Genomic DNA, 21,726 nt, shown 5'->3' on the forward strand with positions numbered 1-21,726 from the left:
GCGTGTTGGCCGGGGCGGCGAGTGCCGCGTCGAAGAGCAGATGGTTGAGTGGGTTTTCAGGAGCAATGCAGCCTTGAGGAACAGATCGCTGCCGTAGATCGCGTTGATATCGCGGGCATCAGCGGCGGTGGGCGCGTTAGCCCGGTGTTCGAACGTGGCCCAGATCCATTCATCCCCATTGCCGCTTTCGACCTTGGTGACGATGTGCATGCCGACAAGGCCAAGCGTGACCTCAAGGCAGAGCGGCGTGCCCGACAGACTACGGTCAGGCGGCACGATGATCAGACCCGTGGCTGTGATGTAATCGTCCGATGGAGCCTCCAACACCGTCCAGGACGATTTGAACAGAACGGAAGCAGGGTTTTCGGCGTCGCGCCCCATGGGGAAGGCCACGGGGCTGGTCTGGCCTTCTACGGTATGGAGGTGTTCGGCGTGAATGTGGTCTGCCACGACCGGGTTTAGGCGCGTCTCGTAGAGGATGTAGTTGCCGTGACGGTCCACCAGCGGATGACCGTCGGATTGGTCAAAATCGGTGATGATGACCTCGGCCCCAGCAGCTTGCGCGGCGCATTGCGAAGGCTCACGGCCAAGCACAGCATCGCGGCGCGGGAAGGCGCGCCAGCCCTGTTGATCCGTCTCAGGCGCGATCTCTGGCCAGTTGAGGGCGACGAACGCCTGCCAAGCGTGGCGATCGAACGGCTCCTGAGCGGCGCCGGAAATCACCATATATTCAAAGAATTCACTGAACTCGGGCACGTCCTGCGGGAAGGTCGCGCAGAGTTGGTCGTGGGGGGCGTCGACACAGAATTCGCCCTGCTCTTCCTGCGCCATGAGCGATGGGATCGGAAGTAGAAACAGAGTCGAAAGCAGAAACCGGATACGCATATTCATAATTGGATACAGTTTTAGATATTTGTCAACAAAGCGACATCTGCTAGGCTACGCGCCATGAAAGCCCCGATCCGAGAGTTGGCCGATCTGGCCCCCCTGCCCCTGCCGCGTGGAAGGGTCGCTGACCTTGTCGAAGACCTGCGCGCCGAGATCGTGACGGGTGCCATCGCGCCGGGCACCACGTTGGTGCAGGAGGATTTGGCGAGCCGCTTTGGCGTCAGCCGGATGCCGGTGCGCGAGGCGATCAAGCATTTGCAGATGCTTGGCTTTGTGACGATCGAAGACAATAAGCGCGCGCATGTCGCGTCGCTGAGCCGAGCTGATTTCGTGGAAATCTACGATATGCGCGAAGCGGCGGAGGCTTTGGCCATGCGCTCGGCCATTGCGCACCTGACAAATGCCCATATCGAAGAGGCGGCAGAGATCCAGGACCGGATCGAAGGCGTGGATCCAAAAGGCTTCGGCGCGCTGAACATGGCGTTTCACATGGGGCTTTATCGCCCGTCCGGTCGCACGCGGCTGTTGACCCATGTGGAGATGTTGTTCAACGCGGCGGATCGCTATGTCTCGATGGTGTCCGCGGGGCCGGAGTTGAAGGCCAAGGCAAATACAGAACACCGGGCACTGCTGGAGCATTGCCTGGCCCGCGATACGGACGCGGCCGAGGCCTGCGTGCGCGCCCACATCGCCGATGCGCGGGACGCTTTGGTGCAGTTTTTCTGAGCGGGCGGTCTAGCTGAGAAGGGCCGCAAGCAGGGCGAGAACGACCAGAATATCTACGAGGATAAAGGCCCAAAGCACCCATTTGCGCACGGTCAGCGTGGTCCGGTTCAGGTACGCAATTGTCCCACCCGCCCCTGCGATGAGAAGCGCGATGATCTGGGTGATAACGCCGCCGGTGCCCAACACTAACAGACATCCCAGCACGAGGTAGACGATCCCGAACGGGACCAGCCGCCACGTATCGGGCCGTCTTCCATCCATCATCCATTCCGTTGCGTGCCAGATCCCGGTGAAGACCAGAAGGCCGCCTGCTATGCCTGCGAACATCGCGTCTCTCCTCAGCTTTCCGGACAGGGCATGCCGGCGACGCCCCAGATCAGAATGTCGTCCACATGTTCCTGCAGGCTGTAGGGCGCAGGTTCGCGGTTGCCGCCCGGGTTCCACGCCCAGTGCAGGATCAGGTCATGGTCGAGATGTTCGGCCAGGGCCATCGTATCGCGCCCTCCGTTCAACTCAGGATCGCGGAGTTGTTGGCAAATCTCGATGGAGCTGCGCCCGAACCAGTCGGCCTCGACCGGGGCCAGTTGCCAGAACATCGGCACGCGCGGCGCAGTGTGGGGCATGGCGTTGGCATTCTCCCAATCCTCGCTCATCGTCGTGTGGCAGGCTTGGCAGGGAATGTATTCCACGCCCATCCGGCTTTCGCCGGCGCGGATGTTCATGCCGTGGGGCCGCGCCTGTCCGTAGGACGGCCCCGACCACATCGGGCGATCACTTTCGCCGGTATGGCAATTGGAGCAGCGGGGGTGACTGGCGACCTCGTAAATGCGCGCCCAGGCCTCCAGCCCTTCGGCTTCAGACGCGCTTTCGGGCGGGGTCAGGTCAACCTCGGCCAAGAGAGGGAGGCCGCGATCACGATAGTGGCCGCAAGGAGACGATACTTCATCAGATCTTTCCTCAGACGAAAGCGATGTGCTTGTTGAACGGCATCTCGCGGATCCGCTGACCGGTGGCGGCGAAGATGGCGTTGCCCAGGGCGGGTGCGGAGGGCGGGATTGGAGGTTCCCCAAAGCCGCGGATTTTCGGGTTGTTCTCCAGCGCGCGGAATTCGATGGGCGGGCATTGCCAGATGCGCATGCCTTCATGGGCATGGTAATTGGTCTGCTCGGCCATCCCGTCGGCATAGGTGATTTCGCAATTGATCGCATGGCCCAGGCCAAAGACCGTGCCGCCTTGAGCAAGGTTTTCTAGGTTCACAGGGTCAAGCACGCGACCGACATCGGCGGCCACCCAGACATGATCCAGTTTGATGCCGCCGTCGGTGTTCGTGACCTCAACGACCGTCGCCACAGCCACCCCGAAGGAGAAGCCGTAGGCCACGCCCCTGCCCCGGCCTTCGCCGATATTTGCGCCGTTCCAGCTGCACATGTCGCCCACGGCCTCCAACACGCCGACCGACACATCATGGCCCATCAGGCGAATGCGTTCCTCCAACGGGTCCGCGCCTGCGGCGTGGATCGCTTCATCGAGCAGACTTTCAAAGATGAAGACGTTGGGGCCCGCCCCCACCGCACGCCACGACGACACGGGTGCAAGCGCTTCCGTCAGGTAAGAGCGCACGCGGAAGTTGGGCAAGTTGAACATGGGCGCGTCCCACGCGCCTTCGTGCAACTGCGTGTCCGGCCCCGGCAGGCTGAGGCCCATCCGGCCCATCTGGCTGCGAATAACGGATTGCCCCGCGATCTGCACGTCGAGTGCATTGACCTGCCCGTCCAACACCTTCGCCACGCCGCGCCCCATGGTGATGTGGCGGGGGAAATCGTGGACGAAATCCTCTTCCCGGGAATAGGTCATCTGCACGGGTGTGCCGCGCATCTGGTGTGCGATTTCAGCGGCTTGGCGGATGAAGTCAAACTCCAGCCGGTGGCCAAAGCTGCCCCCCATGAACTGATTGTGCAGGTGGACATTTTCCACCTCATGCCCGGTGACTTCCGCAACCACCTGTTCGACAAATTGCTGCACCTGATGCCCGGTCCAGATATCGACGCGGTCCTCGGTCACGAGGATGGTGGCATTGAGCGGCTCAAGCGGGGCGTGCGCGATGTAGGGGAGCGATATTCGCCGGTGATTTCTTCGCCCGCGGCGGCTTCAACATCGCCCTCAACGCGGGCCTCGGCATTGAGGTGTTCGTCGTCGAATATGCCTGCCAGATGCTCCCAATGGGCGGCTTGATCGGCGGGGTATGGCGCCGCGCCCCAGTCAAACTCGATGGCATTTGCAGCCTGGATTGCGCGCCAGGTGTTGTTGGCCACAACGGCCACACCGCCGGTGATCTCAAGGATCCGTTCCACACCCGGCATGGCTTCGGCGGTCGAGGCATCATAGCCGTTCATCGCCCCACCCTGACGCGGGTTCACCTTCACGGTGGCAAACCGCATGTCGTCGGTGCGAAAATCGATCCCGTAGGGCAGCGTGCCGGTCGACTTCTGCACGATGTCGATGCGGTCCATCGGCTGGCCCAGCATCCGCCATTGTGACGGGTCACGCAGGGCCACATCAGTAACGGGTGCAAGCGTCGCTGCGCGGGCCGCCAAGGCGGTATAGGGCAGTTCCGTTCCATCGGGCAGGATGACCGCACCGCGTTCCGTGCGCAGATCTGCCACCGGCACGCCGCTTTCCTCTGACGCAGCAAGTTTGAGCGTTTCGCGGGCGGTTGCGCCTGCCTCTCGCAATTTGGTGTAGACGTCCGGCATGGCGGACGAGCCGCCCGTGGCCATCATCGGAATGGCCAGCTTTGCCACACCGCCGAGAAAGCCGCGCACCCGTTCCGCCGTGGGCGAATGGTCGTACATCGGAAAACCGGCCGCCGCCTCGGTGATGGCCGTGTTGAAATAGGCCCGGTCCGGCATGCCAAAGCTGACGTCGACCTGATCCAATTCGATGTCGAGCTCTTCCGCGATGAGCGCCGCCTGCGTGGAGAAGACCCCCTGCCCCTTGTCGGCATGCGGTGCGATCAGCGTCACACGCTCATTGTCGACGATGACCCAGGGGTTGAAGCTGGCCGAGCCTTCAGACAGGTCGTCGAGGTTCGGGTTGGGAAAGGGCTGACGAGCGGCGTAGACGCCGAAGGCCACGCCACCGGCAATGGCGGCAGAGCCGATAAGAAAGGTCCGGCGGGCGATTTTTCCGAGACTGGCCATGGTTACGCCCCCTGAAGCTTCGTTGCGGCGGCGTGAACCGCGGCGCGGATACGGGGATAGGTGCCACAGCGGCATAGATTGCCGCCCATCACGGCGTCGATATCCTCATCCGATGGCGTGGGATTGGCAGCAAGAAGGTCGGCGGCCTGCATGATCTGCCCGGACTGGCAATAGCCGCATTGGGCGACCTGCTGTTCAATCCAAGCCTCTTGCACGGCGTGCAGATTGTCCGGCGTGCCAAGCCCTTCGATCGTGGTGACGTCGCCCTGCAAATCCCCGATGGCCAATTGGCAGGACCGCACCGCAAACCCATCGACATGCACGGTACACGCGCCGCATTGCGCGATGCCGCAGCCATATTTGGGGCCTGTGATGTTCAATTCATCCCGCAAGACCCACAAAAGCGGCATGTCCGGTTCGACATCCACTTCATGCTCGGTTCCGTTCACGGTCAGTCGCATCGCGCTGCCTCCCTGGTCGTTGTTGCCCACATCATATGGGACGAAACGATGAAGGCGAATTGACGGAGCGCGCCAATTCACTGTCATTTCGCGCCAATGCTTCGTCACCCTATGGATCGGGTCAACCGCATCAGCGCATAGTGCCGTGACGTCATCAATCCGGAGCGCAGAATGGCCACGCGATATCCCATGGGCGCCAACATGAAGCAGACCGGTGCCATTTTGGGCATCGCGCCCAAAGCGGTGCTGCGCCGCGTCGGATTGTCAGCCACGCTGGCCGATGAGGAGGATTTCAGCGTCACCGCCGAGATGTTTTTTCGCCTTTGGGATGCAATGTGTGTCGAAGCGGACAGACCCGGGGTCGAGATGGACCTCGCCATGGCTTATGCGCATGGTCCGTTCATCCCCGCCATCTTCGCGTTTTCCTGCGCGGATACGCTGGCGTTGGGATTGGGACGCCTGTCCCATTTCAAGGCGCTGATTGGCCCGGCCATCATGGATGTCACCCGGCCCGATGGGCAGTTGCATCTGACCCTGCGCCCATCGGACCCGAGCCTACGGATGCCCGCCCGAATGGGCCTGTTCGAATTGCTCTACATCGTGGAATGCGCCCGTTCGTTTACGGGAGTGGAGTTGTATCCGGTCGCCTCAAGCCTGCCTGGCCCGTTGGATTTGGATCCCGCTGCCCTTGCCTATCTGGGGTCCGCCCCGAAGACGACGGACGTTGTGAGCCTCACTTTCTCGCCCGAGGATGCCGACCGCCCCTTGATCACACGAAGCGGCGCTTTGTGGGATACGTTGGAGCCCGGTCTTGTCGCACAACTGCGCGCCAAAACCGACGTGACCAGCATGGCCGCGCGCGTCCGCGAGAGCCTGAGGGAGGCGCTTCCGGGTGGAGCTGCGTCGATCGAAGACATGGCCCGCAGGCTCAATCTTTCCAAGCGAAGCCTGCAACGGCGGTTGAGTGAGGAAGGCACGAGTTTCCAGGACCTGCTGTCGAAAACCCGGTTCGATCTGGCCGTGCAGTATCTAAAAAATAGCGATCTGAGTGTGCCCGAAATCTCTTACCTATTGGGCTATCGTGAAACGTCTTCGTTCTTCCGGGCGTTTCAGAGTTGGACCGGCATGACACCGGGCGATTACCGCAGCAAAGAGGCGGTCTGAAGCGGGCTTTGGGAGGACGAAGTGGCGGATGAGCGTTTGAAACCTCATGTTCCGAATGCGCACCGCACCTGTTTCCGGACGGATGCCAAGTGACGCAAAATGCCATGGGCAACGCTGCTGTATCGCCAACAGCAATTAAACGAGCGCGGCGAGCTTCAATCTCTGGATCTTGCCGGAAGGTCCCTTTGGCAACTCATCCAGAAAATAAACCCGATCAGGTGCTTTGAAATCCCCTAGCTGCTTCCGGCACACGTCGATCAATGCGGCTTCTGTGATGGCTGAGCCCGGCTTGATGCTGACAGCGGCTTCAACCCTTTCGCCATAGCTGCTGCAAGGACGCGCGAAGGCGGCGGCTTCGATAATATCGGGCTCGGAATAGAGCACTTCGTCGATCTCTCGCGGGGCAATATTCTCTCCGCCTTTGATGATAAGCTCCTTCAGGCGGCCGGTGACGAAAACATAGCCGTCTTCGTCTATGTGACCAAGGTCGCCCGTGCGAAGCCAATCGCCGGAGAAGGTCTTCGCGGTAGCGTCTGGGTTGTGCAGATACTCGACCATGACGTTCGGCCCACGGATCGCGATTTCCCCTTCCTGCATTGGTGGCGCCGTTTGCAAATCCGCGGTCAGGATGCAGACGTCGTTGCCGAATGCGATGCCGGGCGATCCAATCTTGCGAATGCGAGGCGGCAATGGATTTGACAAGACCTGTGCCGCTGTTTCGGTCAGGCCCATCGTCTCGATGATGGGCACGCCAAACCGTTCCTCGAAGGCTGATTGTGTCTCCTTCGCCAGGGCCGAAGACGCGGAGCGCCCGAACCTGAGCCGGTCGGTCACAGCAGATGCAGGAACGGTCTTGCCATGCAAAAGGTGGCTGATGATTGTCGGCACGACGGAGAACCAAGTGGCATCGGCGTGATCGATCTGATCCCAGAACTTCCGAGCCGAAAAGCGCGAGACGATGGCGGTGGACCCGCCGGAAACCAACGGCCCCATCAACGTCACGCAAAGCCCATTGATATGGTAGATCGGCAGTACACAGAAGGCGCGGTCTTGTGGCGTCAGTTCATGTGCGACAGCAGTGGTCCAGCCACCGGCAAGCAGGCTTGCATGGCTGTGCACAACACCTTTCGGCGTGCCGGTTGTCCCCGACGTGTACATGAGCAATGCATGGTCCTCGGGACCGAGGTCAGGAAGCGTCGCCTCCCCATCCGAGAGATCCCCTGCCGCAATGACGCGTAGGTCCGCAGGTGCGATTTCTCGGATCGTCTCTGCCTGGCTGTCGTGCACGAATGCGAAGCGAGCGCCGGAATGCTCCAACGCGTAGGCGATTGCGGACGGACCGGCGGCGAGGTTGATCATCGTGGCACGGCAACCAGCATAAAGCGTGGCGTAGAGCGCGAGGACGCCTTCACGGCCGTTAGGCTGCACAATGGCCAGGCTTTCGCCCTTTTGCGCCCCTTTGGAGACGATCCCCTGCGCCATCTGGCGCACCACGTCACGCACGTCACGCCAGCTCAGCGTGGCATCGCCTTCGGGAAAGACAAAGGCGGTGCCGCCATCTTCTGCGCGGGCATCCAGCCAATCGCGCACCGTACCCGCAGGTGGCATGGTCGGGTCGAAGATCACTTTCCGACCTCCGCCCAGTAAATGCCGAAGATGTCTTCCAATTCCGGTTCGCGCGCGGGGATTTCGCGCACGATCTTGGTGGATTGCAGGAAATGCTTCCAATGCAGGTTTTCATCGATGGAATTGCCACCCCATGAGCCGCACCCCATCGACAACGAGAAAGGCATGCCGTTGGTGAAACTGCCGCCAGTCGCAAAGGTATGGGCCTGGTTCACGATCACGCGGCTGGTGGGGATGGCCTTCGCGAGGGTCATGGGGCGGTCGGGGTCGGTGGTGTGGATACCGACGGAATGGCCCGCGCCCTGGTGCAGTTGGACTTGCAGGGTCGTGGCGACCGCCTCGTCGAAATCGGCGGCGCGGTAGACGGTGAGGACGCGGCTGAGCTTCTCACCCGACAGGGGATGGCCCGGGCCGATGCCCTTGGTCTCGACGGCGATGTATTGGGTGTCTTCGGGGACTTCGCCGGTCAGTCCGAGCGCCTCGATCATATCGCCCGCGTCTTGCGCGATGGCGCGGGGGTTGAGGGTGCCTTTGACCCAGAGCTTGTCGGTGACCTTCGCCTCGTCTGTGATGAGTGCGCCGCCGGTTTTGGCCATTTCGGACACGAAGGCGTCGTAGATCGCGTCGACCACGACGATGGCGTTTTCCGAGGAACAGGAGGTCGCGTTGTCGAAACATTTCGAGGCGGCGATTTTCTGGGCGGCGGCGGTGAGGTCGGCGGTTTCATCGACGATTACGCAGACATTGCCTGCGCCCACGGCCAGCGCAGGCGTGCCGGAGGTATAGGCGCGTTTGACGTTGTTTTGGCTGCCGGTCACGACGATCAGGTCGGAGGTCTCTAACAGGCGTTGGGTTTTCTCTTTCGACCCGCGCCCGGGGATCATCAGCACAAGGTCGCGGTCGATCCCGGCCTTGTCGAATTCTGCGTAAATGTAGCCAAGCAGCGCCTCGCAGGTCGGCACGCCCTTGGGCGATGGCGAGACCACGATGGAATTCCCGCATTTCAGCGCGTTGATGATGTTGTTCGCGGGGGTCGCGCCGGGGTTGGTGGAGGGGACAACGGCGCCGATCACGCCGATGGGCCGCGCGATTTCGGTGATGCCGGTGGACGGATCGTCGTTGATGACGCCATGGGTTTTGACGTCAGCGATATCGCGCATCAGACCCAGGGTCTTGCGGTGGTTCTTGGTAATCTTGTCGGGGACGTTGCCTAGGCCCGTTGTCTCAACGGCCAGTTCTGCCAGATGCCGATTGCGCGCGGGCTCCATGATGGCCCATGCGGCGGCTTGGGCTGCGCGGTCGTAGAGCGCTTGGCTTCCGTCCCGCTCATAGGCGGCCTGCGCGGCGCGGGAACGCGCAACGATAGCGTCCACTTCAGCGATGGGATCAAGGTCGGACAAGTGCGTGCATCCTTATCGAAGGGATCCGGGGCAAGCGCTTGGCCCACCCCGGGATTGGCTCAGTTGTCGAGGTCGGCCAGAAGCGCCTCAAGCGTTTCCTGACGCGCGGCCCACATCTCTAGCACCTCGTCGCGGGTCATGATGTGCATGGGTGAGCCACCGGCCTCCATGCGGGATGCGACGCGGCCATTCTCGAACATCGTTGGCACGATTGCCGCGAGGTGGTCGATGACCTCCTGCGGGGTGCCTGCGGGCACCATCACACCGCGGAAGTTCACCGATGCGTTGTCGATGTCATAACCCTGTTCGATCATCGTGGGGACGTCCGGCAGGAAGTCGTTCCGCTCCAGATCGAAGACGCCGAGGATGCGGACATTGCCCGCCTCCTGCGCGCGGAAGGCATCGGAGAGGTTGTTGACCCCGCCCAGGACTTCACCCGCGATCACGGCGCGCATGGCCCCGGCCCCGCCCGCGTTGTTGGGGATGTAGGCGAGTTCCACGCCTGCCGCCTGCTCCAGCTGCAGCGCTGCAATGTGGTGGCCCACGAAGAGGCCCGCGCCCGAGAACGTCAGCCCGCCGGGGTTTTCGGTGGCGTAGGCCACAACGTCGGCCATGGACTGAAATTCGCTGTCGGTGGGGACCACGAACACGGCGGGGTCTGCGCCCCAGTTGGCGATGGGCTCGAAGCTTTCGGTGGAATACTCAACGCCGCCTTCAATCGACTGCGCGATGAAATGCGGAATGTTGTAGGCCCCGAGCGTATAGCCGTCGGCCTCAGCCTCGGTCGCGAACCAGTTCCAGCCAACGCGACCACCCGCACCGGGGCGGTTCAGGATGGCGATGGGCATGCCCAGGGCATCCTCGTTGCCCGCGGTCATCGTCACGATGCGCGCCTGGAAGTCCGTGGCGCCCCCTGCGCCATAGCTGACCATCAGCAGAAGCGGGCGTTCCGGGTAGTCGCCATGCCCCTCCGCAAACGCGGCCCCGGACATCGCGGTCAGGGCCATGGCGGCCCCTGCAATCCACTTTTTCATTTCTCTTTCCTCCCTAAGATTGGCTCTGCCGCTGATGCGGTTCAGAAAAGACCTCTCGCGGTGTGAACACGTTCAGCAACAGCGCGAAAAGGCCATACATGACCGCCATGAACCCGGCGGTGATTGCGATGCGTTTGATCCACGTCTTGGCCGCACCGTGCGGGGCGGGATCATAGAGTGAGATCACGATGAAAACGGCGATTGTCGTGGCGGTGTAAAAGCCGAGGGCCTTGGCGGCCCAGAACACGTAGACGAGCATGACGATCAGGCCGGGCAACATGTTCTTCATCGCCTCGGCAGACAGGCCATTGCCGACCTTGGTGCGGCCCAGAAGCGCTTTGCCGAAGGTCCAGATCGCAAGGACCGCGAAGACCGACGAGATCATGCGCGGGAAAAGATAAGCTTGGGCGGGCTCTTGCGTGAAGCTGATATAGGCGACCGTCACGCCCACAGCTGCAATCAGGCCCGACGCAATGATGTGCTGAGTACGGGGAAGATCGCTCATGTCAGGCTCTCCTCCTTGGCGACGGCATCATCCTTGGTTGTGTAACGACGCTGGCGCAGTTCCATCCAGACGGAGTAGCCGATGGAGACGACCACGATGGCAATCAGCAGCCAGTTCAGTGCGCCGGTGAAGAAGTAGGGGCCGAGGCCCACGGTGGCATTTGCGATCATCGAGCCCTGGATGAAGTTCGCCTCGGCTATCGGGCCGAGGATCAGGCCGAGGACGAGCGGTGCGGCGGAAAAGCCGAAGCGTTCCAGGAAATACATCGCCAGCCCCAGCGTCGCCATGACGTAGACATCACCCATGGAGTTCTGGACCGAGTAGCTGCCGAAAACGGCCAGCGCGAGGACGATGGCAGCCATCACGGCGTGCGGCACCCGCGCGACTTTGGCGGCGAGGCCTGCGATGAACAGCCCGAAGATGCACATCAGGATCTGTCCGATCAGCATCGAGTCGATGAAGGTCCACGCCACGGCGGGGTAGTTCATGAAGAGGTCCGGGCCAGGGAAGATGCCGTGGATCAGAAGCCCGCCGAGCAACACGGCCGCCGTGGGAGAACCGGGGATCGAGAGGGTCAGAAGCGGCACCAGCGACGGGCCGACCATGGCGTTGTTCGCGCTTTCGGCGGCAATCACACCCTCAGGATGGCCTTTGCCGAATTTCTCGCTTTCGCTGGAGAATTTCTTCGACTGGTCATAAGCCACCAGCCCCGCAATTTGCCCGCCGACACCCGGGATCAGGCCGATGATTGATCCGACAGCGGTGCCAATGCTCAGCGCGCGCATGCGGCCGAACACCTCGCGGAAGGCCGCCCCGATCGGGTGACGCTGCACGGTGATCACCTCTGCCCCACTGTCCTTGCGGCCTTTGGTCAGCATGGTGATGACCTGCGGGATCGCGAAGAGGCCGATCAGCGCGGGGATCACGTTGATCCCGCCGCTCAGCGAAGAATGGAAGATGAAACGCTGCGCGCCCATGATGTCGTCGAACCCGATGGTCGCGAGCCACAGGCCGATGCAGCCAGAAAGAAGGCCTTTGACGACCGACGAGCTGTCGAGCGTGCCGATCACCGTAACCCCAAGGATCGCGAGCCAGAACAGGTGCGACGGACCAAACGCCAGCGCCCATTGAGCCAAGACCGGCGTCAGGAAGATCAAGAGCAGCACGCCGAAGATGCCGCCGACGGCCGAGGCCAGGAACGAAACCTGGAGCGCTTTGGCCCCTTGCCCATTCAACGCCATCGTATGTCCGTCGAGTGTGGTGGCGATGTTTGCAGGCGCCCCTGGTATCTTCAGCAAGATGGCTGAAACCGCACCTCCCGCCACGGTCGATGTATAGGCGGCCCCCAACAGGATCAGACCTTGCTGTGGTTCCAATTGGAACGTGAACGGGATCAGAAGCGCCACGGCCATCGTGGGCGACAAGCCGGGCGTCGCGCCGAGGATCAGCCCTCCGACAGTGCCAAGCAAAAGCAGCGCGAAGTTCACCGGCGTGAAGACGTCACCCATGTAGAAAATAAAGTCCACGCGCCTCGGCCCTCCCAAACACTCAGCGGTTGACCAAGCAGGCTATGTCATGAAAATAGTTTTGCAAATGTTTTCATAAATCGCGTCGAGAACCCTTTCTAAATGGCTGATAAGAGTAAGAAAGTTGACATCTTTTCAGTCGCCAAATCCGCGAAAGTGTCTGCTTCGACGGTGTCGCGCTTTTTCAATCATCCTGAGCTGCTGAAGCCCACGACCCGTCGGCGCATCGATTCTGCGATCCGGCGCACGGGATACATTCGCAACCGGGCCGCACAGACCATCCATGGGATCAGGTCCGGCACAATTGGCGTTCTGATCCCGACGCTCGACCACGCAATTTTCGCCGAAGTCGTCCAAGCGTTTTCGGACAGTGTCGCAGACAAGGGATTTACCATTCTGCTTGCCTCGCATGGTTACGACCAACAAAAGGAATATGAGATCCTCCGCAAATTTCTTGAGCATCGCGTTGACGGCGTAGTGCTGACCGGACTGGACCACGATGACGCGGTGTTTCAGCTGATCGATCAGCAATCGGTTCCTTGTGTCCTGATGTGGAATTACGCCGTTGGATCTCGTTATCCGTCCATAGGAGCGGACAACGAACTTGCCGGGCGGCTGATTGCCGAACACGTGCTGTCGCTTGGCCATCGGCGCATTGCGTGCATGTTCCCACCGACAGAGGGAAATGACCGCGCGCAGGCGCGTCGGACTGTGATTCTGGAAACCTTGTCACAAGCGGGGGTCGACGTCCCTACGAACTGGTCCCTGACGACCGTCTACAGCATATCCGCATCGAAAAGAGACACCGAGACCTTGCTATCGCGGCCCGATGTTCCCACGGCCCTGATCTGCGGAAACGATATCCTCGCCACCGGGGCCCTCTATGGTGCGAAGGCTGCTCGGTTTTCCGTTCCAGAAGACATTTCGATTGTTGGCATTGGGGATTTCAAAGGATCGGCCGACATCGAACCGCCCTTAACCACCGTTCGCCTTCCGGCGAAACGCATTGGACAGGAAGCAGCAACCGCGCTCGTCAGCGCGATAGTCGACGAAGACCCGCAGGTGCAACGCAGCCTTCACTGCGCGCCGACACTGATAAACCGTAAGTCCGCACGCCCGATCTGACGCGCGCGATCCATAGGGATTGAGGAGACCGGAGATGATCCGATCACTGGCGTTTCACAAGAGCACAAGGCCGGGCCCGGTATGTATCCAAACCGTGTTTTGCACCTCCGGGTCTTGACCTTGGCGCGGGGCTTGCAGACAAAAAGGCAATGGATGACATTTTGGCAATCGATAATTTTGCGCCCCACCTACACGCGTCTTGCGATGTTGCGGGAAGCAACGGCTCTGCATCACTCAAACTTGTTGAAGTCAAAGCGATGTCTGGCGGCGCGCGTCCCGGCGGCGCGTTTGCGTTGCTTTGGGAAGGTGCCAGCAGTGAAGCGCTCCAACAGGGCACATATCGCCTGACGTTGCCAGAGTTGGGCGAGCTTGACGTTTTTCTGGTGCCCATCGCCCAATTTGACGATGTCATGCAATACGAGGCGGTCTACGCCTAAGTCCTGCGGCCCTGCGCCTCTGGTGCCCATCGCAACAGATCGTAGACCCCCTTGTCCTCGATCTTCTCAAATCCAAGACGTTTGTAGAGTCCCATCGCCGGATTGTTTTTCTCTACGTGAATGCCCACGGCTTTTCCGTCAGCAGCAGCCTCATCCATAAGATCTTGCAATACAGCCGTGCCAATTCCCGAACCCCTCGCCTCTGGCATCAAGGCGATATCGATGATCCGGAATTCACTTGGCCACAGTTCCAGATACAGACGCCCGATCGCCCCTCCCCGCTGCTCCAAGACAGTCCAGTCCGCATCCGGGTAGTGCGCTTGATAATGTTCGTGTTGGGCAGCGAATTGCTGTGCGATGAACTGAGCCTTCTGATCTTCGGGCCAGGGGAGAGGCGCAAGTTCATCTTCGCGCGTCGAGCGATAGAGCTCACGTAGAAACCCCATGTCCTGGGGCGAAATCGGGCGGTAAGACAGGTCCAGTGCTTCCGCACGCGGGCCGACTGAGATCATGCGCGGCGCCTTAAGGGGTCAAATCCTGGGCGACGGAAAATGCTGAAATCCCGGAGCCGATTTCTGTCCAGAAATACATCCATTCCGTGCTGCCCGGCGCCACCTGCGAGATCACCTGAAGTTTGGTGGATTTGGTGTCGAACACGAACAGCGTCAGACGCCCATCCGCATTCGCGTTCAACGCAATCTGATCGGCTGCCATCACCATTCCGATCTGCTGCCATGAGGTCCATTGAGCCTTGATGGCGTTTTGCTCCAACGCACCGTAGAGGAGCGTCTGTTGGCCCGGAGGCGCATAGTTGAGGGCAGCGGCATAAAGGTTGTCATCAGCGTCCATGCAAACAACATGATGCGCCACATTGTCCGGTATCTGGCCTGGCGAGCTCCACACATCCCACGTCGCAGACCCTGGCGTGTCTTGGCGGGAACGAAGAAGGCCGTAATTAGTGCTGGCAAACATGCTGACCCGGCCTTCCTGATCAAGGACAGGGGTCAAATCGCCAGCCGCGTCCCCAGCCGTTCCGCCCGGAACCACCCAGTCGGTCCAGGATTCTTTCTGGTATGGGTCGTCCGACTTTTGTTGGCTGACCCAGGGAATTCCATTGAAATAGATGCCCGAAAGCACAATCCGGCCGTCCGCGTTGTTGGCCGCCTTCATCTGCTTCAGATAGCCCTGAAGGTTGCCGTTGATGTTGATCCAATCGCTCCATGGCGTGGCGGGCGGTTGCGCCTCCTGTACAGTCACTTTGATCGGGGTGGTGCTGCCCGGTGGCGTCACGCTGATGGTTTTCGTCACGATTTCTGGTGGATTGCGGTATTTCCACCAGATCGACGTCGGCGTGTTGTCCGTTGATGACATGAACACGTTATCGAGGCCGTCGACACCGCGCGCGAGGGCAAGGCTGCCAACAGTTGTCACCCCACTCGGCAGACCCAGATTTTCGGGGTGTCCCAGCGGCCTGACGTGGCGCCCGCCAGATTTTCGGCTGTGTAGATAATCGAACCGCTCGCCTTTTCCGCCGTGACGATGGCGATGCGCCCGTCAAGCGTTGTTCCGGTCGCGATTACAGGAAGAAAGGGGCCTGGGTTGATGGTCGTCCACGCTGTCCCGAACGAACCGTTTGCCGCGTTTTGATCGTTGCTGTCCAGCGAACCCGTGGCGCTGATCGCGGCAACGAACAACTTGAAATTCGGTCCGGGGTCCATGCCGGTTGGGTCGGCAACGGCCTCCACAATGGTCTCCCCATCGTCAGACAGCTTTGGGATCATGTGTTCGTCTTGCATGGTGGGACGTCTCCTCTTCAGGAACGCGACGGGAAAAGACCCACCAACGCGATGATAAAGTTCAGGGCGAGATACGGCTGCATATTGTCATGCGCTCCGCCGCCGCCCGCCGGGGCCAGGGCCTGATCGGCCAGGTCGGTGTTCGCCGTCTGGGTGTTCGCGTAGGCATTGCCGGTTTGCGGCCCGGACAGAAGATTTCCGATGGGTTCGAGCGAATTGCCGACTGTGAATTGGCTGCGCGGCACGGCATTCAATCCGTGGGTGTGGTTGGGGATCTGCGCCTCGGTCAGCGTGACTTCCGTCACGCCACCGCTCTGGCCCAACCGGCGTGCCGTCAGACCCGGTCCACGGCCCGGATGCATGGGCGCGCGCCCTTGCATATTTGGCAATGCCGTTGTGGTGCGGCCATCCCCGCCAAAGACTGTTCCAATCAGAGAAAACAACGCTGTGTTTTGAGAAACTGGCAAGAGTTGCCCATCGCAGAATGCCCATCCTCGGGGCGCGTAATTGCCCGCGAAAATCCGGACCTCGGCGGTAAATGGTTCCGACATGGGCGCCCCCTAGTGCCTGCTTGGATAAATGCCAAACAAGGCGATGATGAAGTTGATGCACAAAAATGGCTGAAGGTTGGTGTGGCTACGGCTGCCACCCAAGCTGCTGACGGACGTCGACGCCAAGGCCGACGTGGGCGGCTGTACCTGACCGATCTGAAAATAAGGGTTCCCGCCGCTGACCGGCGCCAGGAGATTTCCAGTTGGCGCGCTTGTATCACCAAGGACCGTCGAGGCCTCAAGCGTGTGGGAATGGCCCGGCAATTCGGGGACTGTCAGCGTCACGTTTTCCTGTCCGACCTTGGCGCCGAGACGGCGTTGGCTCATCCCCGCGCCCGTACCCGCATGGATCGGAACCCGACCGCGCATATCCGGCAGCCCGAAGGTTGTGCGCCCATCCCCTCCGTAGATCGTACCGAGCAGGGAAAAAAGCGCGTCATTCTGGCTGGTCGCCAGCAATTGACCGTCGCAATAGGCCCATCCGCGCGGCGCGAAATTGCCTGCGAACATCCTGATCTCTCCAATAAACGGTTCGGACATCGGAGGCTCCTAGTTGCGGGACGGGAACAGGCCCGACAGGGCAATGCAGAAATTCACGGCCAGCGATGGCATCATATTCTCATGCCCCTGTCCGCCGCCTACGACGGAAATCGATTCAGAATTCATCTGACCCAGCGTTGTATTTGCGTGATAGGGGTTGCCGGCGTTGGTCCCCAAAAGGGCATTTGTCGGGTTGGGTGAATCTACATCCGCCGTGGTCCCGCGAAGCCCATGATCATGCTGAGGCATTTCAGACGCCTCAAGCACGCAATTCTCCTCACCGCCCGCATCGCCTTGCGGATAAGCGCTGTCAAAATGAATTGGCGTGCGGCCGCGAAGATCGGGCAAAGCAAAGGATGTGCGTCCATCACCGCCATAAGTCGTTCCCAATAGGGAATAGAGCGATTGGTTCTGGTTGATTGGCAGGGTTTGCCCGTCACAAAACGCCCATCCGCGCGGCGCAAAGTTAAATCCAACCATGCGTATTTCGGCTAAAAAAGGCTCCGACACCGCTATCTCCTAAAAATGACGCCAAAAGAAACGGCGAAGGGCGAATAGCTTACGTTACGTAAACGTTATTCGGCGTTTCCCAATCAGGCAACGATTCTCTACCGCGCGCTCACGGAAGCACGCAGGTGCCCGCAAAGAACGTGCCGGTATGGGCGAATGGATTTGCGAATGTCCCACCCGGAGCAGAAGCCTGCAGGCCGGTCACAAGGATTTCGGCCGGTTGATTGTCCGGTGCGAAATCTGCCGCCGCAGCATCATTTGCAGCTAGCCCCTGAATTATGAAGGCGCCCGGTGAACTGTTTGCGATGATGACATCACCATTGCCAGCGGGCGCGGTTGAAAGGGTGTTACCTGGGATGTTCAAGCACAACGATCCCAATCCAGTGGTCAAATGCCCGACGTCTATGGATGTGTTCGCGAGATCGGAGCCGGAGACCGTGATCGTATTGTTGGTGATCGTGAAATGGGCGTCCGAATTCGCCGAACCCTGAGTGCGGGCAATAATGCCGAAGCCATCCACGATATTGATCGTGTTGTTGTCGAACTGAGCACGCAATTGGCCCCCACCTTGGGTAATGACGGAAATGCCGCTGACTGCGGTTCCGCCGCCCGAAATGCTGGCCACGGTCGAGGTGATCGTCGAATTCAGAATGGTGACGTTCATGTCACTCGTGTCGAACGACGCAAAGCTGATGCCGCCCGGGCCTGTGCCCGCCGTACCGTTCGTTGTGATAATCACACCGTCGATATCGACATCCAGCGTACCGCCATTGGTCGCACCGCCGGAAATCCCGTTGAACTGGGTGCCCGTCGCAATCCCAAGGTCCACCAGGCCAGCGGCGCCGCCAATTATTGCATTCAGTTGCCCGGCATTGGCGTTCAGCACGATCCCCGAGGACGCATTATCGTCGAAGGTCGTATTGCCGACCGTCACCGTCATATTCGCATTGCCGCCGACGATGTTTTCGACGTTCAGACCGTTTTCACCGCTGCGGGCGATGAAGCTGCCGGTCAGCGTCAGACTGCCAGCCGTGCTGCCCGTATTCTCGATGTTGATGCCGTCGGCGAAAGAATCCCTCACATTGAGGCCGGTGAAGGTATTCGTCCCGAACAGGTTCTGAATATAAATGCCATGTTCGTTCAGCGCGTTACCTGCATTGTCGATCGAAACACCCGTCAAGGTCAGGTTGGTCACGGTGGATCCCTGAATGCCATGGGACAGCGAATTGAGCACATTCATGTTCGACAGGCTGACATTGCTTGCATTGGTCAGCGAAATACCGGCGCCGATTGTATTCTGAATTGTGCCGCCTGACCCGGCCGTCGCGCCTGTGCCGGTTACCGTGAAGGAACCGCCGCTGACATTGGTCAGGATGATCCCGTTGGTCGCGCCGTTTGCCGTCACAGATTGCAGCGTCACACCTGACCCGGCAATCGTCGAATCCGCGATGGAAACTGCAACGGTGCTGGTGGTTGTGATCGTGTTGGTGGCACCCGTGATCGTGAAGTTGCTGGAGTTGGTGATCTCCAGCCCGCCCGTTGAGGCGCTGCCGACAAGCGACAGATTCGTCATGCTCAGCAAACCGCCGGTCACGTTATCAAGGTCAACCGCGTTGCCACCGCCAGAAGATCCGGTCGTCTGCACATTGGCAAAGCTGAGACCGGCCGCGCCGATAACAACATCATTCAGCCGGATCGCCCGACCCGTACCTGTTGCAAGAGCTTGATTGCCGGAACCGCTGACGCTTAGCGTGGCAACGGTTTGGTCGATATTGAAGCCGATCCCCGCCGAATTTCGCGCGATGACATTGTTCAGCGTCAAGCTTCCGGCACCAGTGCCAGACACAAATACCGAGTTTCCGGCGCTGTTGGTGACGTCGAAGTTCTGGAAGATGAACGCAGCACTTCCCGACCCGTCGATTTCAATGCCGTCCGTATTGGTATTGATCACATTCGCCGCACCGGTGAACTGGATCGTCCCGGCATTGGCACCTTCGATATCGATACCGCCGCCTGTCGCCGCGTCGTCGACCAGGTTGCCCGAGATGGTCACCGTTCCGCCCGTGCGCTCCTGAATATCAACTGCCAGGCCCGTGCCGCCGGTGGAATTGATCGCAGCCCCTATGGAGATCGTGCCTGAACCGCCAGAGCCTACGGTCGTGGTTTCACCGATCTGAACCGCAGTGCCAGAGCCGGTGTTCGCGATGCTGCCCGACGTGATGATGAGGTTGGAGGCCAGTTCCCTGATCTCAAGCGAATTGGATGTGCCTGTTGCGACGACCCCGATGCTGTTGATCGTGATCGGCCCGCCCGTCGCGTCCGAGAGCGATACCGCAGCGCCGCTCGACGTGCCGGTGCTGGTCACATTGGAGAAATTCAGCCCGCCAGGGCTTATGACCCCGCCTGCGATGCGCAGCGCGCGCGCTGTGCCGGTCGCGTTTGCCTGCAACCCGCTGCCAGAAATCAACAATTGCGAGCTTGAGCTGGGGTCCAGGTTGAACGCAATCACGTTACCTGCCGAAGCAGCCCCGGTGACGTTCACATTGTTCAATATCAGCAGCGCACCCGAACCATGTGTGTCAAACACCCGAAGACCGTTGGATGATCCACCAGTATTCCGCGTCGCCGTAATGTTGAAGTTCTGCAGGATCACCTCGACGGTGCCGCTACCACTGAACTCGACCGCGCCGAGAGTGTTCTGGGTCGACACGACATTGTTGGCCCCGTTGAACTGGATGGACCCGACATTGTTGCCAGTGATGAGCACGCCACCGCCGGCTGCTGCGTCGTCCACCAGGTTGCCCGAGATGGTTACGGTGCCGCCAGTACGCTCCTGAATATCCACGGCCAGTCCGGTGCCGCCACTGGAATTAATCGCAGCGCCGATGCTGATCGCGTTCGACCCGCCGGAGCCCGCGGTCCCCGCTTGACCGATTTGCACAGCGGTGCCGGAGCCTGTGCTCGCAATGCTGCCGGCGGTGATGGTGATCGGCGCGCCGGTTTCCCGGATTTCCAACCCGTCGAACGCCCCCGTCGACACGACCGCGATGTTATCGATGGTGATCGCCCCACCTGCCATGTCCGAGATCGTGACAGCATTGCCACCCGCCGTGCCTGCATTTGTGACGTTCGTGAAGGTGAGCCCGCCTGCGCCGACGGTGCCGCCCGCGAGGCGCAGCGCACGTGCGGTGCCCGTGCCGATCGCCTGCACTCCGGAACCCGAGAGCGTTATTTGTGAGGTCGCACTCGGATCGAGGTTGATCGCGGTGACAGAGCCCGTGGTACCAACCCCGGTCACCGCCACGTTGGTCAGCGTAAGCGACGATCCTGCGCCATGGGTGCCGAACAACCGCAGCCCGTTCGACGCACCGCCCGAATTTCGCGTCGCGGTGATATTGAAGTTTTGCAGGATTACATTCGGTGTTCCGGAACCGGAAATCTCAAACGAACCGAGTGTGTTCAGCGTCGAGATCACGTTGCTGGCCCCGGTGAACTGGATCGTGCCCGCATTCGCGCCAGTGATGAGCACGCCACCGCCGGCTGCTGCGTCGTCCACCAAGTTGCCCGAGATGGTTACGGTGCCGCCAGTACGCTCCTGAATATCCACGGCCAGTCCGGTGCCGCCACTGGAATTGATAACGGCTCCGATGCTGATCGCGTTCGACCCGCCGGAGCCCGCGGTCCCCGCTTGACCGATTTGCACAGCGGTGCCGGAGCCTGTGCTCGCAATGCTGCCGGCGGTGATGGTGATCGGCGCACTTGTTTCGCGGATTTCCAACGCATCGAATGTGTTAGTCGCGACCAGGCCCACGCTATCAATGGTCAGTGCCCCGCCAACGACTTCGCTGATTTGCATCGCTGGACCGCCAGCTGACCCAGCCGTGGTCACGCTGGTGAAGCCCAGTCCACCCGCGCCGATCGTGCCGTCCGCAATCCGCAGGGCCCGGCCCGTTCCGGTTCCGATGGCGACATTGGCGCTGCCCTGGAAGGTTACGCCATTCGTTGTGGGGTCGAAGTTGAACGCGATGCCGCCACTCGAGGTTGCCGACACGTTCTGCAGCAGGACGGTGCCTGTGCCGGTGCCAAGGTAGCGAATGCCATTGCTGGTTCCGCTGACATGAAGGTTCACAAGGCTGGCCGAGACGTTGTTCATCTCAATGACGGATATCGCGGTGCCCGACAGGATCGGATGCACAGTATCCACGCTGTTTCCTGCGCCGGGCGCCGTCACGACCGT

23 protein-coding genes are annotated in these 21,726 nt (G+C 60.7%); 6 read left to right on the top strand and 17 right to left on the bottom strand.

What is annotated here, in order from left to right:
* Window positions 1–48: 48 nt before the first annotated feature.
* The 3 genes from ACZ1HK_RS02405 to ACZ1HK_RS02415 all read left to right on the top strand — a co-directional run bounded on the left by ACZ1HK_RS02405 (window position 49) and on the right by ACZ1HK_RS02415 (window position 1,614).
* Window positions 49–462: a hypothetical protein gene (locus ACZ1HK_RS02405; protein ID WP_472627303.1), complete on the top strand. Its 414-nt coding sequence runs from the start codon at window positions 49–51 to the stop codon at window positions 460–462.
* Window positions 463–489: 27 nt separating this feature from the next.
* Complete coding sequence (locus tag ACZ1HK_RS02410) at window positions 490–852, top strand: hypothetical protein (protein WP_472627304.1); 363 nt, start codon at window positions 490–492, stop codon at window positions 850–852.
* A gap of 96 nt (window positions 853–948) precedes the next feature.
* A complete protein-coding gene (locus ACZ1HK_RS02415; RefSeq protein WP_472627305.1) occupies window positions 949–1,614 on the top strand; it encodes a GntR family transcriptional regulator in 666 nt (221 codons plus the stop codon).
* Between the two features lie 9 nt (window positions 1,615–1,623).
* Here ACZ1HK_RS02415 and ACZ1HK_RS02420 read toward each other — a convergent pair whose 3' ends face one another.
* The 5 genes from ACZ1HK_RS02420 to ACZ1HK_RS02440 form a co-directional block, all read right to left on the bottom strand.
* Complete coding sequence (locus ACZ1HK_RS02420; RefSeq protein WP_472627306.1) at window positions 1,624–1,941, bottom strand: hypothetical protein; 318 nt, start codon at window positions 1,939–1,941, stop codon at window positions 1,624–1,626.
* 11 nt (window positions 1,942–1,952) lie between these two features.
* Window positions 1,953–2,510 (bottom strand): hypothetical protein, encoded by a 558-nt coding sequence (locus ACZ1HK_RS02425; RefSeq protein WP_472627307.1) that lies wholly within the window; start codon window positions 2,508–2,510, stop codon window positions 1,953–1,955.
* A 61-nt stretch (window positions 2,511–2,571) separates the two neighbouring features.
* On the bottom strand, window positions 2,572–3,675 hold the full coding sequence (locus ACZ1HK_RS02430) for a molybdopterin cofactor-binding domain-containing protein (protein WP_472627308.1): 1,104 nt from the start codon (window positions 3,673–3,675) through the stop codon (window positions 2,572–2,574).
* Window positions 3,672–4,814 carry a hypothetical protein gene (locus tag ACZ1HK_RS02435; RefSeq protein ID WP_472627309.1) on the bottom strand — a complete coding sequence of 381 codons (1,143 nt, stop codon included), beginning with the start codon at window positions 4,812–4,814 and terminating at the stop codon, window positions 3,672–3,674. The genes ACZ1HK_RS02430 and ACZ1HK_RS02435 overlap by 4 nt, the downstream gene beginning before the upstream one ends.
* 2 nt (window positions 4,815–4,816) lie before the next feature.
* Entirely contained in the window at window positions 4,817–5,275 is a 459-nt protein-coding gene (locus ACZ1HK_RS02440; protein WP_472627310.1) for a (2Fe-2S)-binding protein, read from the bottom strand.
* 171 nt (window positions 5,276–5,446) lie between these two features.
* Between ACZ1HK_RS02440 and ACZ1HK_RS02445 the strand changes: the two genes are divergently transcribed.
* Entirely contained in the window at window positions 5,447–6,439 is a 993-nt protein-coding gene (locus ACZ1HK_RS02445) for an AraC family transcriptional regulator (RefSeq protein WP_472627311.1), read from the top strand.
* 135 nt (window positions 6,440–6,574) lie between these two features.
* Here ACZ1HK_RS02445 and ACZ1HK_RS02450 read toward each other — a convergent pair whose 3' ends face one another.
* The 5 genes from ACZ1HK_RS02450 to ACZ1HK_RS02470 are packed head-to-tail and all read right to left on the bottom strand — an operon-like array spanning window position 6,575 to window position 12,530.
* The gene (locus ACZ1HK_RS02450; protein ID WP_472627312.1) at window positions 6,575–8,065 is read right to left on the bottom strand and encodes an AMP-binding protein; all 1,491 of its coding nucleotides are present in this window, start codon (window positions 8,063–8,065) and stop codon (window positions 6,575–6,577) included.
* A complete protein-coding gene (gene sauS, locus ACZ1HK_RS02455; RefSeq protein WP_472627313.1) occupies window positions 8,062–9,465 on the bottom strand; it encodes an acylating sulfoacetaldehyde dehydrogenase in 1,404 nt (467 codons plus the stop codon). Before sauS ends, ACZ1HK_RS02450 begins: the two co-directional genes overlap by 4 nt.
* A gap of 59 nt (window positions 9,466–9,524) precedes the next feature.
* Entirely contained in the window at window positions 9,525–10,499 is a 975-nt protein-coding gene (locus ACZ1HK_RS02460) for a tripartite tricarboxylate transporter substrate binding protein (RefSeq protein WP_472627314.1), read from the bottom strand.
* 13 nt (window positions 10,500–10,512) lie between these two features.
* Window positions 10,513–11,004: a tripartite tricarboxylate transporter TctB family protein gene (locus ACZ1HK_RS02465; RefSeq protein ID WP_472627315.1), complete on the bottom strand. Its 492-nt coding sequence runs from the start codon at window positions 11,002–11,004 to the stop codon at window positions 10,513–10,515.
* Window positions 11,001–12,530: a tripartite tricarboxylate transporter permease gene (locus ACZ1HK_RS02470; RefSeq protein WP_472627316.1), complete on the bottom strand. Its 1,530-nt coding sequence runs from the start codon at window positions 12,528–12,530 to the stop codon at window positions 11,001–11,003. Before ACZ1HK_RS02470 ends, ACZ1HK_RS02465 begins: the two co-directional genes overlap by 4 nt.
* A 102-nt stretch (window positions 12,531–12,632) precedes the next feature.
* On the opposite strand from ACZ1HK_RS02470, the gene ACZ1HK_RS02475 reads away from it, so the two are divergent.
* On the top strand, window positions 12,633–13,655 hold the full coding sequence (locus ACZ1HK_RS02475) for a LacI family DNA-binding transcriptional regulator (protein ID WP_472627317.1): 1,023 nt from the start codon (window positions 12,633–12,635) through the stop codon (window positions 13,653–13,655).
* A gap of 149 nt (window positions 13,656–13,804) precedes the next feature.
* Entirely contained in the window at window positions 13,805–14,092 is a 288-nt protein-coding gene (locus ACZ1HK_RS02480; RefSeq protein ID WP_472627318.1) for a DUF6916 family protein, read from the top strand.
* Here the strand turns inward: ACZ1HK_RS02480 and ACZ1HK_RS02485 are convergent.
* From ACZ1HK_RS02485 to ACZ1HK_RS02515, 7 genes are all read right to left on the bottom strand, one after another.
* On the bottom strand, window positions 14,089–14,604 hold the full coding sequence (locus tag ACZ1HK_RS02485; protein ID WP_472627319.1) for a GNAT family N-acetyltransferase: 516 nt from the start codon (window positions 14,602–14,604) through the stop codon (window positions 14,089–14,091). The two genes, ACZ1HK_RS02480 and ACZ1HK_RS02485, sit on opposite strands and share 4 nt — an antisense overlap.
* A 10-nt stretch (window positions 14,605–14,614) precedes the next feature.
* The gene (locus ACZ1HK_RS02490; RefSeq protein WP_472627320.1) at window positions 14,615–15,523 is read right to left on the bottom strand and encodes a PLL family lectin; all 909 of its coding nucleotides are present in this window, start codon (window positions 15,521–15,523) and stop codon (window positions 14,615–14,617) included.
* On the bottom strand, window positions 15,520–15,888 hold the full coding sequence (locus tag ACZ1HK_RS02495) for a hypothetical protein (RefSeq protein WP_472627321.1): 369 nt from the start codon (window positions 15,886–15,888) through the stop codon (window positions 15,520–15,522). The genes ACZ1HK_RS02490 and ACZ1HK_RS02495 overlap by 4 nt, the downstream gene beginning before the upstream one ends.
* Before the next feature lie 17 nt (window positions 15,889–15,905).
* Complete coding sequence (locus ACZ1HK_RS02500; protein WP_472627322.1) at window positions 15,906–16,439, bottom strand: phage tail protein; 534 nt, start codon at window positions 16,437–16,439, stop codon at window positions 15,906–15,908.
* A gap of 9 nt (window positions 16,440–16,448) precedes the next feature.
* Complete coding sequence (locus tag ACZ1HK_RS02505; RefSeq protein ID WP_472627323.1) at window positions 16,449–16,979, bottom strand: phage tail protein; 531 nt, start codon at window positions 16,977–16,979, stop codon at window positions 16,449–16,451.
* A 9-nt stretch (window positions 16,980–16,988) separates the two neighbouring features.
* On the bottom strand, window positions 16,989–17,459 hold the full coding sequence (locus ACZ1HK_RS02510; RefSeq protein WP_472627324.1) for a phage tail protein: 471 nt from the start codon (window positions 17,457–17,459) through the stop codon (window positions 16,989–16,991).
* Window positions 17,460–17,598: 139 nt separating this feature from the next.
* Complete coding sequence (locus ACZ1HK_RS02515; protein ID WP_472627325.1) at window positions 17,599–21,720, bottom strand: beta strand repeat-containing protein; 4,122 nt, start codon at window positions 21,718–21,720, stop codon at window positions 17,599–17,601.
* Between the last annotated feature and the right edge of the window lie 6 nt (window positions 21,721–21,726).

This window comes from Gymnodinialimonas sp. JB5-7 (genome assembly GCF_055693405.1).